The following is a 15,063-nucleotide window of genomic DNA, read 5'->3' as shown; positions in this document are numbered from 1 at the left end:
CCATTGTCAGGAGCCATTGGAGCATCTGGCTCAAATACTAGCCCATTGTCAGGAGCCATTGGAGCATCTGGTTCAAATACTAGCCCATTGTCAGGAGCCATCGGAGCATCTGGTTCAAATACTAGCCCATTGTCAGGAGCCATTGGAGCATCTGGCTCAAATACTAGCCCATTGTCAGGAGCCATTGGAGCATCTGGCTCAAATACTAGCCCATTGTCAGGAGCCATTGGAGCATCTGGCTCAAATACTAACCCATTGTCAGGAGCCATTGGAGCATCTGGCTCAAATACTAGCCCATTGTCAGGAGCCATTGGAGCATCTGGCTCAAATATTAGCCCATTGTCAGGAGCCATTGGAGCATCTGGTTCAAAAACCAGACCATTGTCAGGAGCCATCGGAGCATCTGGCTCAAATACTAGCCCATTGTCAGGAGCCATTGGAGCATCTGGCTCAAATACTAGCCCATTGTCAGGAGCCATCGGAGCATCTGGTTCAAAAACCAGACCATTGTCAGGAGCCATCGGAGCATCTGATTCAAACACTAAAGAATTATCATAAGTTTCGTCGTTAGACACGTCTCCTCCATTAGTTTCTTCTGCACTAACAGTGGTTGTTAAACTAATCATACTAATGCTCAATGCACTTAATAAAGCGGTTTTTTTGAACGATTTTGCAGCTTTTTTTTGTTGCATCATTTTTTTGTAATCTTGTCTTTTCATTTACTATATCTCCCTCTTTTTTTTAAATAATAATACTACGTTCGGCAAACGTATGTTACAAAAAAAGTATAAGATAAAATAAGACATATTTCAACACTTTTTGTACTTAATTATTTAAAAATATTATATAAATATACACTTCATTGAATTTCATGTAATTTTCATAAAAATATATTCATGTAGACAAAAAAATACCCATTAATAAATTAATGGGTATACTACGGGGTATAAGGTATTAAATGTTTAGAAGTATCCGCGATTGGTAAAATAAAGGTAAGTTCATAATGCGTTTCATTAATAAAAAAAGTCAACAGATAAATGAAAAAATGTAACATGCTTTGGGATCATCCTCTGTTGTGGGAAGAGAGAATGTGTTCAATAATTATTTAAGTATCTATATCTTAATATCCAATCCTTAATTTAACCTTAAAAAAGTAAGATGAAAAACAGCTTATCATGATATTATTTTTTCTTTTTTTCTTCAATAACTTGAGTAGTGTTAGGTAAAATAATGTTAAATCCATCATGATCTAGTGAGTGTATTCTTTCTTTAATGAAATCTTTCTCTACGACAAATTCTTTTTCTAATGTGGTAGTGTCATTCAAAATAACTGGTTCAGCGGGCATCGATTTATTTGACATAAGTATCCCTCTTTTCTTTTTATTACGTCTATTATATCATTAAAACTAGATTAAATATATTTAGAGACATGTTAAGAAAAGGGATATGATTTAGCTAGATTAAATGAACGCGGTATGATAAAAATACAAATATATGAAAGAAAAAGGGGAGAACAATCATGCAAAAGAATCAAAAAATCGAGTGGTTACAAGACATTGTTAAGATGGAAACAATCAATGGTAACGAAAAAATTGTGGCAAAATATATTCAAAATAAATTAAAGCAAGTTAATATTTCAACTGAGTTGATTCAATATGCTGATAATCGTAGTAATTTAGTGGCAACGATTAAAAAAGGAAATAGTGATAAAGTTCTAGGATTAACTGGTCATATGGATGTCGTGGACCCTGGGGATACGAGTGATTGGAAGTATCCACCTTTTTCTGCAATTATAGAAGGTAATAAACTTTATGGTCGTGGTTCAACGGATATGAAAAGTGGTCTTATGGCAATGGTTATAGCAATGATTGAGCTTCAAGAAGAACAAAAAGAATTCAATGGAACGATTAAATTATTAGCAACCGTTGGAGAAGAAGTGGGCGAGTTAGGAGCTGAACAATTAACTAATCTAGGATATGTTGATGATTTGGATGGTTTGATTGTAGGTGAGCCAAGTAATTATAATCTAGTCTATACTCATATGGGTTCAATTAATTACACAGTGACATCAGAAGGCAAAGAAGCACACAGTTCTATGCCACAAGAAGGATATAACGCATTAAACCATTTGATTGATTTTTCGTACCACATCAATCAAAAAATGGATGAAATTTCAAGTAACTATGTAAATGAAGAATTAGGTTCAACGATTCATAATATTACGATTATGAATGGTGGGAAACAGGTCAATAGTATTCCAAACTTTGCATCACTGCAAGGAAATATACGTAGTATTCCAGAATTTTCTAACGATGATATTATTAAAGTATTACAAGATACTGTGGATGAACTAAATAAAAATCAACCATACAAGTTAAATCTCACTATTGATTACAATAAATTATCTGTTAAAGCAAACAAACAGTCTGAATTAATTGAGGTAATTCAACAACAATTTGATGAACCATTACCACTTATTGGGATTGGTGCGACGACTGATACGGCAGAATTTATTAAATCATCTAATTCATTTGATTTTGTTGTCTTTGGCCCTGGTGAATCAACATTACCACACCAAGTCAATGAGTATGTTGACATAGATAATTATTTAGATATGATTGATAAATACAAACAAATTATGTTGACTTATTTAAATTAAAAAGGCAGTTATTTATGCAAGATATTCAAGTCGTTATAGAAGATAGTAAGTTTGATATGAGAGCGTGTGGTGTTTCAACAGATTATCTTTGTCTTTGAGGTTTTTTCGACAGAGGAGATAAGTGATATAAAAGGTGATATCGAAGTTAGGTGGACACCTAAAGAAAGATTGAATGAATTAAAACCTAGCCCATTAAATGATATTATCCAACAACTGGGTACGACTATTAAGAATATGATTAATAAAGAAGATTAAAATAGCTACTCAAGTATTCATGAATACTTGAGTAGCTATTTTTTATTTGTGTTCACGGATTAAACGTTTTTCAGCTTTTTCTTCTTTTTTCTCCGTTACTTTTTCACGATTTTTATCGATATCAGCTTCGAAGATTTCTTTCGCTTTTTCTTGTTCAAATGAACGGCGATTTTGTTTGGCTCCATCTCGTTCTGTTCTCATGGGTTTACCTTCTTTCATCATGTTAAATTGATGGCATTTATTCAATGCTTATAAGGTAATCTTACACGTAGTTAAAGAAAAAATAATGAATTAACTGTGCTGTTTTCTTTATGTATGAAGCGAAAACAATATTATTATCTAAATGAATAATATGATACGTGATGTCTGTCAGGGAAGTATCTAATTCTTTCGCTGTGATAGCAAGTCCTTCACCTATTTGAGCATAGGCGATTTGTTTAGTGACATCATAACCAGACCAGTAGCGTGTATAATCTGTGATACTCATTTCAGCTTTTTTGTGTTCTAAACTTCGTGGCACAATGATTGGTCTAAAAATACTATACAGTCTATTGATTCCTTCATTTGTATCAAAATCATCTAACCTATTTTTTAGATAAAAACTTCTGATAAAGCGAGAAGGAGAAGTATAATCTCCAGGTAAACCAAATAATCCATAACCTGTATCATGTTCATTCATACCATCATATATGACCGTTGTATACTTTGTCATAGTGCCTAAGACTATTTAATTACTAAGCCAAAGAGAAACTTGGCTAGCTATACTGATGTTTTTTGGACCAGTTGTTAGTGTAATGTCTAAATCTAATCCAGGGTCTTCACCAAACATTGAAATATCTAAATCCATTGTGTGCCCGAAAAAATATCGCCATTTTTAGCATTTAACGTGATATTTGTACACATTTTGAAAACTTCTATTTTATGATTAGGTATATATTAAAATTTTTATGGAAATAATACAAATAATAACTTTTTTTTAGTTGTTCATTCAAATAATAATAATATTTTTTTGTCTTTAAACTTACGTTTTAGATAGATTAAAAAGTGTTTTTTTAGATTATATTGTTAATTAATTTGTTGCTAAGGTGAATAGTATGATAAAGGAAATTATTTTCGTTGTCATTTTAGTATTAATCGTGATTTCTGGCTACAAAGGGTATGAGTATTACACAACGATTTATAAAGGTGATGTGGCGTATGCAAAAGTTCCAGATGGTGTTCCTACTGTGGAAGATACAGGTCAGGTTATATCAGGAAGTAAATCTTATAAATATGATTTTGATTTTGTAAAAAAAGATGGAACAATACAAAAAATGGATTATGAGTTGAGTGGCAATAATGTGTCACCATTACAACCTGGTTCATACGTAAAAGTATTTATTAGTCAAACAAGGGTAATTAGTGGACCAAATGATGTGTCAAAAAGTGATATTCCAAAGAATATATTAGAAAAACTAGATAAATAAAATAAGCTAGATTGAGTTGGCTCAAGCTAGCTTATTTTCTATCCTTCTAAAATACGTTGTAAAAATTCTTTTGTACGAGCTTGTTCTGGGTGTTGGAATATTTTTTCCGGAGCACCTTCTTCAGCTACAAATCCTTGGTCCATAAAAATGACTCGATCAGATACTTCTTCGGCAAAAGCCATCTCATGAGTTACAATAATCATGGTTAATCCAGTACCAGTTAACTCACGCATGATTTTTAATACTTCCCCGACCATTTCAGGGTCAAGAGCTGAAGTTGGTTCATCAAACAGCATGACTTTAGGATCCATTGAGATGGCACGAGCGATTGCGACACGTTGTTTTTGCCCACCAGATAATTGACTAGGTTTCGCATGGGCGAAGTCTTTCATCCCGACTTTATCTAAATTTTCAATCGCAATACGTTCTGCTTCTTCTCGTGAGCGTTTTAATACTTTTACTTGTCCAACGATGCAGTTATTTAAGACATCGTGATTTTCAAATAGATTGAACTGTTGAAATACCATTCCAACATGAGCACGGTATTTTGGTAGGTTATAACCAGGAGCAAGGATATTGTCACCTTTGAAAAGTAATTCCCCACCCGTTGGTTCTTCTAATAAATTAATGCAACGAAGTAAAGTTGATTTACCTGAACCAGATGGCCCGATAATCGTTACAACTTCCCCATCTTTTACAGATAGATTAATGTCTTTTAAGACTTCATGATTGCCGTATTGTTTTTGTAAGTGTTTGATTTCAATTAAGTCTGTCATTATTTGTCATCCTTTCTTTCTAAAATAGCTGTTTGCATTTGATTAGCATAAGGTGCGTATTCACCAGTACCATCCATACGTTTTTCAACAAATCGTAAAATACGCGTTACAGTAAAGGTCATAACAAAGTAAATCACACAAACAACAAAGAAGGTATCAAAGAATCTAAAGTTGCTTCCAGCGACTGTTTTTGCTTGGAAGAATAATTCGGTTACTGCAATGACGTTTAATACAGACGTATCTTTGATGTTGATGACAAATTCATTCCCCATAGCAGGTAGAATATTTCTAAATACTTGTGGAATCACGACGTTGACCATTGTTTGACCGTGTGTCATTCCAATAGCAGATGCTGCTTCAAATTGTCCTTTATCAACCGAGAAGATACCACCACGAACGATTTCTGTCATGTAAGCCCCAGTATTGATTGATACAATAAATAATGCTGCTGCAAGTGGATTCATATCAATTCCAAATGCTTGAGAAGATCCGTAGTAAATCACCATTGCTTGAACGATCATTGGTGTTCCTCTAAAAATTTCGATATAAATTGAAAATAGAGTGTTTAATAATTTAAATAAGACTTTGTTTACCATGTTTTTTGGCGTGGGAATGGTTCTAAACAATCCAATACCTAACCCAATGAATGTCCCAACAATTGTTCCGATAAGCGAGATTAAAAGTGTCACCCCAGCTCCTTTTAAGAACATTTGCCAGTTTTCTTTGACAATTTTGACAACCCAGTTTTCATTTGACTGTGAGTCGGGTTGTTCACTAATGGCAATATCCATAAAATTGTCTCGTTCTGTTTGAGTGATACCGGCTAAAATGTCATTAATTTTTGTAATATCTTGGCTACCTTTTTTTACACCGATAGAAACAGATGTATCATCGCGATTTGTTTTAAAGCCTTGGCCATCTTTGAAATCAATCATTTTAAAGTTTGGATTCACTTTTTGAGCTGTGATTCCCTCAGGTTTTTCTGAAACATACGCATCAATTTTTCCGGATTGGAGTGCCACACGCATAGCAGAAAAATCATCCATAGCAGTTTGTTTTGAGACACCTTCTATTTGATCAATCACAGAGTAATGAAATGTATTTAATTGAGCAGTGACTTTTGCTCCTTCAAAATCTTTTAGACTTTTTGCATTAGCATATTTTCCATCTTTCGCAACAACTAGGACGAGGTTTGAATGATAGTAGTCGTTAGTAAAATCAATGGTTTTTTTTCGTTCTTCAGTGGGAGACATTCCAGCAATAATAGCATCCACTTTTCCAGAAGTTAACGCAGGCGCTAATCCATCCCATGATGTTTTATAAATAACCAGTTCTTTTCCTAAACCTTCAGCGACGCGTTTGGCAATCATGACATCATAACCATTGGCATACTCGCTTCCGCCTTGAATTTTGACCGCTCCATCGGCATTATTTTGTTGTGTCCAGTTGAATGGGGGGTATCCAGCTTCCATTCCTACGACAAATTTATCCTCACTTGCTTCAACTTTTGGTGTTAGCATGATAAAACTAATAAATAGAAATAATAGTGCAATTAAGACATGATTGGTAGATCGATTGTTTGTTTGCATGATAATTCTCCTTTTGTTTTAGATAAATAAAAAAAAGCAACCTCGTAAATAGAGGTTGCTTTTGATGAAGTCAGATTAACAAAGTGTTATCCAATCATAGCGCATCTTAGTATTAACTAAGACAGTCCTATAGTTATTCACTATAGCCCCAACATGATAAGCGAGGAACTTTATCACATTTCGGCAATCTTCCCTGTGCATTAGTGTCAACGTATTCCTCTACTCGACTAATGTTATTGATAGATTGCAACCTCTAGATTTATATTATTCGGTTATTTTTTCTTAATATGTCTAACACTATATCATACCTTTTTCAAAATGTCATGACTTTTCACGAAAATTTTATTTGACCAAGTCACGTTAATTCGTTATTTTTAAACAAGTAAGTGTGAAAGTAAATATAAGGGAGACGAAAAGTATGTGGTTTATGTCAGCATTGGTGGCTGTCTTTTCATGGGGGACAGCTGATTTGTTTTATAAGTTAGGAAATAATGAAAAAGACAAGTATAGTGCACAAAAAACAGTGGTCATTGTGGGATTGGTGATGGGGCTTCATGCCTTTTTATACTATTATTTATATTTAGATGTGGGATTTGAATGGAAAAATATGTTGATTTATTTACCAGTATCGTCAATGTATATCTTATCAATGGCAATAGGGTATGTAGGACTTCGTTATATAGAGCTGAGTGTGTCTTCACCCATCAGTAACTCTTCAGGAGCGGTGTCAGCTTTATTAATGTTTCTGATACTAGGAGCGAAAATGGTGTGGATTCAATTTATTGCTGTGGCAGTTATTTCAGTCGCTATTTTTATGTTGTCGGTGTATGAAAAACAAGAAGCCGATTATGAATTAAAAATATCAGGGGATGTAGTTGATAAAAAATACCGAAAAAGTGCGTTGGCCATTATTTTTCCGATACTTTACTGTGTGATTGATGGACTAGGAACATTTTTAGATGGGTATTATTTGGATTATGCAGAGATTTTACCAGAAAACCAAGCAAATATGAGTTATGAGTTTACTTTTTTAATCGTCGGGTTACTAATGTGGGGTTATCTACGAGCGATTAAAGGAGAAAAAATGGATGTATTTCATGAAAAATATAAGGGGTTTGCGGCACTTTTTGAAACCTTGGGACAATTTTTCTATATTGGAGCAATCGCAAGCAATTCTATTGTCGTCGCACCGATGATTGCATCATATAGTATCGTATCAGTGTTATGGTCGCGAATTTTCTTAAAAGAGAAGTTAACAAAGAAACAATACGTTATGATTTTTGCGATTATCATTTCTGTAGTTATATTAGGCTTTTTTGACGAATAATGTCATAATAAAGCAAAGGAGTGATTGATGTGGAAGAACAAGCAATAGAGATATTAAAGCAGGCGGAAAATATCGTGTTTATGACAGGTGCCGGTGTCTCAACAGCATCGGGTATTCCTGATTATCGCTCTATGACAGGGGTATATCATGGAGTGGATAATCCAGAATATTTGCTGAGTCATACTTGTTTAAAACGCGAGCCTGACGTTTTTTATCAATTTGTCCAACAATTATACCATCCAGAAGCCAAACCGAATGTGATTCATGAAAAAATGGCAGAATTAAGCCAAATGAAACAAGTTGGGATTGTGACACAAAATATTGATGACTTACATATTAAAGCAGGAAGTCCAAATGTGGTGTCATTTCATGGAAGTTTGTATGATTGTTATTGTCAAACATGTGGTCAATCAGTTTCCGTTCCAGACTATATGAAGAGTATGTATCATCAAGAATGTGGTGGCATCATCCGTCCGAATGTGGTACTTTACGAAGAAGGCTTGTCTGAGTCTAATATAGAAATAGCTATTTCGTGGTTGTCTCAAGCAGAAGTGGTGTGTATTGTGGGTACAAGCTTTCAAGTATATCCTTTTAGCGGACTGATTAATTACCGTAAACCTGATAGTCAGGTGATTGTGGTAAACAAAGAACCCATTTCATTAATGATGCCTCATCTTTTAGTGCAACAAAAAGGTGAAGACTTTTTCTCTGATATATAATCTGACTCTTATACGAAATGAGGAGATAAGATGTTAAGTCAAGATAGACAACGAATTGATGAAATTGATGAACAAATCGTATCATTATTGGAAGAAAGATATGATTGTGTGTCGCACATCGCGAAGATAAAAAAAGACAATCATATTCCAGTTTTTGATACGACAAGAGAAGAAGCCGTATTAGAAAAAATTCGACAAATGGTATCAAATGAGGATTATGCTGATTCAATCGTCGAAACATTTAACCAAATCATGATGGTGTCAAAAGACTATCAAAAAAGTAAATAATAAAGGTAATCCTTCAGAAACGTTCTGGAGGATTTTTTTATAGGTATGATACAATGAACGAAACACCTGAAAGGGGATTTTACTATGAATAATCGGTTGAAGTTAGACTCTTAATGAAACAAATAAATTAGGAGGAAATATAATGATAGAGTATAGAAACGGAAGTAATATAAAACGTGAACAACTAGAATTGTTGTATGATAGTGTTGGATGGATAGCTTACACAAAAGATTTAAAAGGTTTAGAGCAAGCACTAATTAATTCGCTTTATGTGGTGAGTGCATGGCATGGAGAACAATTAGTTGGTTTAATCAGGGTCATTGGTGATGGTTACACGATTTTATATATACAAGATATTTTGATTCACCCAGATTATCAACGTCAAAAAATTGGGACAACACTAATGTCTGATGTATTAGCAACATATAAACATGTGCGCCAAAAAGTATTATTAACTGTAGATAAACCAGATGTTCGAGGGTTTTATGAGAGTTTTGGATTGGAATCGTGCGATAAAGGAAGCACAGTTGCTTTTTATAAAGAATATTAATTAAGTGATAAGTTAAAGAGAGGTGTATCTTTGACTTATTTTTTATGTTTAAAAATAATGATGAGTAATAAAGGTTAACTGAATCAATCTAAGCTCCATACTTTCTTGGAACTTAGCGTATGAGTCGTATATCAAATAAATGAACCAAGCAATGAATAATCGTGTGAAGACGTATGGTAAATATGTTTCATTTTTAATTCATTTCCATTTTTATTTATTAGACTATTTTAATATTGCGAATGATTATACTAAATTAAATAATCGTGGTATTATAAAAAATGAAGATTCTGTATAAATTTATCAATTGATGACGTGTTTTTTATTATAACATCTTGATTATACAGTATTGGTAGTTAAGTAAATAGGCTTTTTTAAACCAACGTAACGTTTATTATGATTCGTGTGGTTTTTTATTTATAATTAAAAACTATAAAATTGATAATAAATAATTTAATATAAAATAAATGGATTTAAGGTTAATTTAAGTATCACATTTTATACTATAAGTAAATTTAAGTAGTGTTCGTTCGATTAGGAGGTATGATTGTGATGAAAAAAACAGTTAAAATAACAAAAATCGTGTGGATAGGTATAACAACAGTCATGATTGTACTAGGATTGGGTTACTTTTTAAACAAAAATATGATTGATGATGAGGTTCTCGCAGCAGGAAATACTGATAGTGGTTCTTCTGATAAAACTATTGACGATTATTTTCCGAAAGAAAATTACAATGGGGTAGCTATCATGGTTGAGGGAGATAAGGTTACTTCAACAGCTGTATATGGCTATAGTGATTATGAAGCTAATAAGGTAAATAATTTGGATACTCTTTTTCCAGTTGCTTCTTTACAAAAAATGATGACGGCAACGTTGGTAGCAAAAGAAATTTCAAAAGGAAAATTAACCTATGAAACGCCTCTATCAGATTTTTATCCAGATATTAAGGGAAGTTCAGATATAACCATACGTGATTTGATTGATCAAACATCAGGTATCAAAATGGATGAAGTAGCACCAGACAAGGTATTAACAACACAAGAAGATCAAATTAATTATGTATTAGATACACTGGAAATTACTGGAGAAACAGGATTTAATTATACTAATGCTAATTATTCTTTATTAGCTGGTATTCTATCAACTGTCACAGGAGAAAGTTATGAAGAGTTATTCACGAAAGAAATCATCGAACCATTAAATTTATCTCATACATTTTTTTGGGATAATGTAGCTGAAGAGGATGTTGCAAAAGCTTATAATAGTTCATTATTGTATGGAGATTATACAGAGAGTGCTTCAGATTTTTCTCGTTCAAAAGCTTTATATTCTAGTTTGATTGGGGCTGGAAATGTCTTGATGTCTGCAAACGATTTAGTGACTTTTGTTCAGGCGTTGATCGATGGTACTTTAATAACAAAAGAAGACTTTTCTAATATGGTAAAATCGGATAATGATTATAGTGGAGCATTTTGGCAGACTGATGGATGTCTGCAAACGAACGGTAGTTTGGGAGATTATGAATCTTCAGTTTTTCTTGATAATGATGGTGAAAATATTATTATATTAATTAGTAATGGTCATGAACTAGATAGCTTATCAGATTTGGCATCAGATATTTATAAAAGTCATTTTGCTTAATTTACTGACAGAATCAAATGATTTTTTATCAAAAGAGCCTTTATAAAGGTTCTTTTTTATAAAGATATTAAATATTTAATTTTTTATAACTTGAAAAAAAATATGTAATTGTAAGACAATTATCTTATATATGTAAAAGATAGTGTTTTTATGAACAAAAGGTTATCTAGTTTTTATGTAACAATGACTATTATTGATATTATTACAGCAGTTCCAGTATTAGGTGGTATGATTGATGTCTTTAAAGTATTAACGATATTATTGTTAAGTTTTTCTATTCATGTTTTAGCAAAACAGCCAAAAAAAGTGGAGCCATTTTAATGATTATCTCATGTGCTTTATCTTTAATAGGAGGATTAATAGTTCTTGGATCAGTAGGAAATCCATGATGATAAAAGGAGATAGTGCATATAAAACAGGAGCTGTATTGGGGTCGTTTATAGGGGGATCGATAGTAAGCTACATTTTTAGACTTCTAGCATGGATTTTAAAAATATTAGTTATCATATTCTCGTTTCAAGCTTCAAATCAATTAAAGGCAATTGAGTTACGAAAAAAGAAAAGTAAGCATAAAAAAATCGAAAAAAAAAAAGAATAGATAATTTTAATCATATAAAAACTTGTGCTTTTTTTAACAATAAAAAACAAAAAACAACAAAGTTACTCATTTTAAAAAATAAAATGAGTAAATTTGTTGTTTTTTGTTTAGGTAATTATTTTAAAAACCCTTTAAAATAAAGATGATTTATGATTTTTATATTTTTTTATAAAATCACTTGTAAAAAAAGAGTAAGAGTTGTATAATTCGTGTGTAAGTTGTTATTGTGAATTTAGTAACATCTTATCTGTTGTTGGGTATGTTGGTGTTTAGTGATGAGTATAGAAGAAGGGAAGGTGTTTGTGTGACAAAAGTTAATAAAAAGATTATCACTATATCGTTAATTGTGACTATCGGGGGGTTGTTGTTTGGCTATAATACAGGTGTTGTAAATGGCGCGTTGAATTTTATCGGTAAAGATTTTATGTTAACCCCTATACAAAAAGGTTGGGTATCATCATCCTTAACATTATCTGCAGCATTTGGAGCAGTTTTTGGTGGGAAAATAAGTGATATGATTGGGCGAAAAAAGACATTGCGTATTATTGCTTGGATTTATCTGATTGGAGCAATAGGTTGTAGCGGATCTTTTAATTTTGCTTTTCTAGTCTCTTTTCGGTTCTTATTGGGACTTGCAGTAGGAGCATCATCAGCTGTTGTGCCATTATATTTAGGTGAAATTTCTTCGGCTGAGCATAGAGGGAAAATGGTTGGTTTAAATCAGGTAATGATTGTGGGTGGACAGTTCTTAGCCTTTTTATTAAATGCTATTTTAGGTAATATGTTTATTCAAAATAATCATATTTGGAAAGTGATGATGGGGTTAGCGGCTATACCAGCAATTATTATGTTAATTGGTATGACAAAAGTATTAGAGTCACCTAAGTGGTATGCTAGAAATGGTATGTTAGATCGTGCAATTCATATAATTAAAGAAATCTATCTAGATGATGACGAGATGGTTAAAAAAGAAATACAAGAGATACAAGAAATACCTGTTAAAGTAGTTAAAAATAAAAAAAATAAAGAAAAAATACCAACTTGGACGATAAAGATTCTTTTGTTAGGGTGTTTATTAGGTATAATACAACAATTTTCGGGAATTAATTCAGTTATGTATTATGGGTCTGAAATTTTAACAATGTATGGATTTGGTGCTAGTGCAGCATTGATATTCAATGTTTTAAATGGTGTTGTTTCAGTTATTGCATCAATCGTAGGAATGACAATTGTTGATAAAATGGGACGAAAAAAATTGGAAATTAGTGGATTAACCATTTGTGCAGTATCGTTAATTTCTGTAGGTGTTCTATCTAATTTGTTATCAGGAACACAAATAGCACCATATATTATTATGATCATTATTTTTATTTATATATTTGCTTTTCAAGGAGCTATTGGACCAGTTACTTGGATTTTAATCTCTGAAATATTTCCAGCTAAGTATAGAGGGACTTTTTCTGGAATTGCAGTGTTTGTTTTATGGATAGCTAATTTTCTCGTTGGGCTATTTTTCCCTGTTCTTGTCAATTCAGTAGGTATTAATGCTACATTTTATGGATTTGCTGGTTGTGCATTATTAGGGATTTTAGTGGTACATTTTAAAATACCAGAAACAAAGGGAAAAACGTTGGAAGAAATTGAAAGCCATTTCATTAAATAGTTAATTGTGAATATAAACACAATTTCTGTTGTTTTAAATAAAATAATGTTAGTTAAAAATATTGATGAAGGAGTATCTAAATGAAAAAATTAAATTGTGGTGTAGTAGGTGTTGGAAGGGTAGGCATGATGCATATTAAGAATCTTCTGAACATTCCAAGTATAAATATCTTAGGTGTATCTGATTTGTTTATTGAGAATGCTGAAGACGAATTGAATATGTTAGGTATTGAGCATTGTTACAAAGATTATCAAGAGTTATTATGTGATGAAGAATTAGAAGCGTTATTCATTTTCTCTTCGACAGACTCACATGAAAAAATAGCAATTGATGCAGCAAAAGCAAAAAAGCATATTTTTTGCGAAAAACCTTTAAGTATGGATACAAATGAAGAATCAAGTTTAAAAGTATTACGTGCGGTGAAGGAAAATGATGTTAAAATGCAGATTGCGTTCAATCGACGAGTGGATCGTCAATTTAGAAAAATCTATCAAGATGTTAGAGATGGTAAAATAGGTGATCCTCAAATAATAAAAATTACTTCGAGAGATCCTGATTTATTACCACATGAGTTAATAAAACGTATTGGAGGATTGTTATTCGATTTTACCATGCATGATTTTGATATGGCTAGATATATGGCTGGAAGTAACATTAAAGAAGTTTATGCTAGAGGAAACACGCTTATTGATCCAACTTTAAAAGATATAAACGATATTGATACATTAGCAATAGTATTAGAATTTGAAAATGGTTCATTTGGCTTAATTGATAATAGCCGTCGTGCCGTATATGGTTATGACCAACGGGTAGAAGTATTTGGTTCTAAAGGAATGCTTAAAGCAGAAAATGTAAGCGATTCAACTGTTGAATTGTATGGAGAACAGTCGTTAGAGATGGAAAATCCATTACCAATCTTTATGGAACGTTATCATCAAGCATATGATACTGAGGTACGTTTATTTGTAGAAGCTATTTTAAATAATCAACCATTAGTCGCAACAGGTATGGATGTTATCATGGCGCAAAGAGCAGCTGTTGCAGCACAAGAATCTATTGCAACCGGCAAACCTGTGGTAGTAGATACAACTTATCCAAAAATTTAAAAAATTAATATATAAATGGAGGAAATACAAATGACAATTAAGTTAGGGATTGCACCAATCGCTTGGACAAATGATGATATGCCGGAATTAGGTAAGGAAAATACGTTTGAACAATGTATCAGTGAAATGGCATTAGCAGGGTACACAGGAACAGAAATTGGAAACAAATATCCAAAAAATCCAGAAGAATTAAAAAGTTACTTAGAACCACGTGGATTATCAGTAGCTAGTGCCTGGTTTAGTGCTTTTTTAACAACCAAACCATTTGAAGAAACAGAAGAGGCTTTTATGTTACATCGTGACTTTTTGCATGCAATGGGAGCAAAAGTCATCGTTGTGTCAGAACAAGGACATAGTGTACAAGGTCAAATGGAGACACCTGTTTTTGATAAAAAACCTGAATTTACAGAAGATGAATGGGAAAAA

18 protein-coding genes, 2 pseudogenes and 1 riboswitch are annotated in these 15,063 nt (G+C 32.6%); of the genes and pseudogenes, 14 read left to right on the top strand and 6 right to left on the bottom strand.

Going from position 1 to position 15,063, the window contains the following annotated elements; all coding sequences use genetic code 11:
* Nucleotides 1-719, bottom strand: a pseudogene (locus MN581_RS09720) (hypothetical protein); the annotation flags it as partial.
* Nucleotides 720-1,181: 462 nt separating this feature from the next.
* Entirely contained in the window at nucleotides 1,182-1,361 is a 180-nt protein-coding gene (locus MN581_RS09715) for a hypothetical protein (RefSeq protein WP_241699687.1), read from the bottom strand.
* Between the two features lie 158 nt (nucleotides 1,362-1,519).
* On the opposite strand from MN581_RS09715, the gene MN581_RS09710 reads away from it, so the two are divergent.
* The gene (locus tag MN581_RS09710; protein ID WP_241699686.1) at nucleotides 1,520-2,659 is read left to right on the top strand and encodes an ArgE/DapE family deacylase; all 1,140 of its coding nucleotides are present in this window, start codon (nucleotides 1,520-1,522) and stop codon (nucleotides 2,657-2,659) included.
* Between the two features lie 69 nt (nucleotides 2,660-2,728).
* The gene (locus MN581_RS09705; protein WP_241699685.1) at nucleotides 2,729-2,914 is read left to right on the top strand and encodes a hypothetical protein; all 186 of its coding nucleotides are present in this window, start codon (nucleotides 2,729-2,731) and stop codon (nucleotides 2,912-2,914) included.
* A 42-nt stretch (nucleotides 2,915-2,956) separates the two neighbouring features.
* Here MN581_RS09705 and MN581_RS09700 read toward each other — a convergent pair whose 3' ends face one another.
* Complete coding sequence (locus tag MN581_RS09700; RefSeq protein ID WP_158559474.1) at nucleotides 2,957-3,115, bottom strand: hypothetical protein; 159 nt, start codon at nucleotides 3,113-3,115, stop codon at nucleotides 2,957-2,959.
* 61 nt (nucleotides 3,116-3,176) lie between these two features.
* Nucleotides 3,177-3,626: a linear amide C-N hydrolase gene (locus tag MN581_RS09695; protein ID WP_241699684.1), complete on the bottom strand. Its 450-nt coding sequence runs from the start codon at nucleotides 3,624-3,626 to the stop codon at nucleotides 3,177-3,179.
* 382 nt (nucleotides 3,627-4,008) lie between these two features.
* Between MN581_RS09695 and MN581_RS09690 the strand changes: the two genes are divergently transcribed.
* Entirely contained in the window at nucleotides 4,009-4,380 is a 372-nt protein-coding gene (locus tag MN581_RS09690; protein ID WP_117974138.1) for a YxeA family protein, read from the top strand.
* 38 nt (nucleotides 4,381-4,418) lie between these two features.
* On the opposite strand, the gene MN581_RS09685 is transcribed toward MN581_RS09690, so the two are convergent.
* Both MN581_RS09685 and MN581_RS09680 read right to left on the bottom strand, forming a co-directional pair.
* Nucleotides 4,419-5,156 (bottom strand): amino acid ABC transporter ATP-binding protein, encoded by a 738-nt coding sequence (locus tag MN581_RS09685; RefSeq protein WP_117974136.1) that lies wholly within the window; start codon nucleotides 5,154-5,156, stop codon nucleotides 4,419-4,421.
* On the bottom strand, nucleotides 5,156-6,676 hold the full coding sequence (locus tag MN581_RS09680; RefSeq protein WP_233519218.1) for an ABC transporter permease subunit: 1,521 nt from the start codon (nucleotides 6,674-6,676) through the stop codon (nucleotides 5,156-5,158). The genes MN581_RS09685 and MN581_RS09680 overlap by 1 nt, the downstream gene beginning before the upstream one ends.
* 158 nt (nucleotides 6,677-6,834) lie before the next feature.
* Nucleotides 6,835-7,009: riboswitch (Lysine riboswitch) on the bottom strand.
* Between the two features lie 154 nt (nucleotides 7,010-7,163).
* Here MN581_RS09680 and MN581_RS09675 point away from each other — a divergent pair.
* The 11 genes and pseudogenes from MN581_RS09675 to MN581_RS09625 all read left to right on the top strand — a co-directional run.
* Entirely contained in the window at nucleotides 7,164-8,072 is a 909-nt protein-coding gene (locus MN581_RS09675; protein ID WP_117974132.1) for an EamA family transporter, read from the top strand.
* 20 nt (nucleotides 8,073-8,092) lie between these two features.
* Complete coding sequence (locus MN581_RS09670) at nucleotides 8,093-8,791, top strand: NAD-dependent protein deacylase (protein ID WP_241699683.1); 699 nt, start codon at nucleotides 8,093-8,095, stop codon at nucleotides 8,789-8,791.
* A gap of 30 nt (nucleotides 8,792-8,821) precedes the next feature.
* Nucleotides 8,822-9,079, top strand: coding sequence for a chorismate mutase (locus MN581_RS09665; RefSeq protein ID WP_241699682.1), 258 nt, complete (start codon nucleotides 8,822-8,824; stop codon nucleotides 9,077-9,079).
* Nucleotides 9,080-9,221: 142 nt separating this feature from the next.
* Entirely contained in the window at nucleotides 9,222-9,629 is a 408-nt protein-coding gene (locus tag MN581_RS09660) for a GNAT family N-acetyltransferase (RefSeq protein ID WP_241699681.1), read from the top strand.
* 139 nt (nucleotides 9,630-9,768) lie between these two features.
* Complete coding sequence (locus MN581_RS09655; RefSeq protein ID WP_158559473.1) at nucleotides 9,769-9,924, top strand: hypothetical protein; 156 nt, start codon at nucleotides 9,769-9,771, stop codon at nucleotides 9,922-9,924.
* A gap of 254 nt (nucleotides 9,925-10,178) precedes the next feature.
* A complete protein-coding gene (locus tag MN581_RS09650; protein WP_158559472.1) occupies nucleotides 10,179-11,270 on the top strand; it encodes a serine hydrolase domain-containing protein in 1,092 nt (363 codons plus the stop codon).
* Nucleotides 11,271-11,420: 150 nt separating this feature from the next.
* Nucleotides 11,421-11,591 carry a hypothetical protein gene (locus MN581_RS09645; protein ID WP_158559471.1) on the top strand — a complete coding sequence of 57 codons (171 nt, stop codon included), beginning with the start codon at nucleotides 11,421-11,423 and terminating at the stop codon, nucleotides 11,589-11,591.
* 64 nt (nucleotides 11,592-11,655) lie between these two features.
* The gene (locus MN581_RS09640; protein WP_241699680.1) at nucleotides 11,656-11,868 is read left to right on the top strand and encodes a hypothetical protein; all 213 of its coding nucleotides are present in this window, start codon (nucleotides 11,656-11,658) and stop codon (nucleotides 11,866-11,868) included.
* Between the two features lie 304 nt (nucleotides 11,869-12,172).
* Nucleotides 12,173-13,531 carry a sugar porter family MFS transporter gene (locus MN581_RS09635; protein WP_233519217.1) on the top strand — a complete coding sequence of 453 codons (1,359 nt, stop codon included), beginning with the start codon at nucleotides 12,173-12,175 and terminating at the stop codon, nucleotides 13,529-13,531.
* 80 nt (nucleotides 13,532-13,611) lie between these two features.
* The gene (iolG, locus tag MN581_RS09630; RefSeq protein ID WP_117974119.1) at nucleotides 13,612-14,637 is read left to right on the top strand and encodes an inositol 2-dehydrogenase; all 1,026 of its coding nucleotides are present in this window, start codon (nucleotides 13,612-13,614) and stop codon (nucleotides 14,635-14,637) included.
* 30 nt (nucleotides 14,638-14,667) lie between these two features.
* Nucleotides 14,668-15,063, top strand: a pseudogene (locus MN581_RS09625) (myo-inosose-2 dehydratase); the annotation flags it as partial.

The sequence above is a fragment of the Vagococcus sp. CY53-2 genome (assembly GCF_022604695.1).
Lineage (GTDB): Bacteria > Bacillota > Bacilli > Lactobacillales > Vagococcaceae > Vagococcus.
Note: the sequence above shows the minus strand (reverse complement) of the source record. Positions and strands in the feature narration are given on the sequence as shown.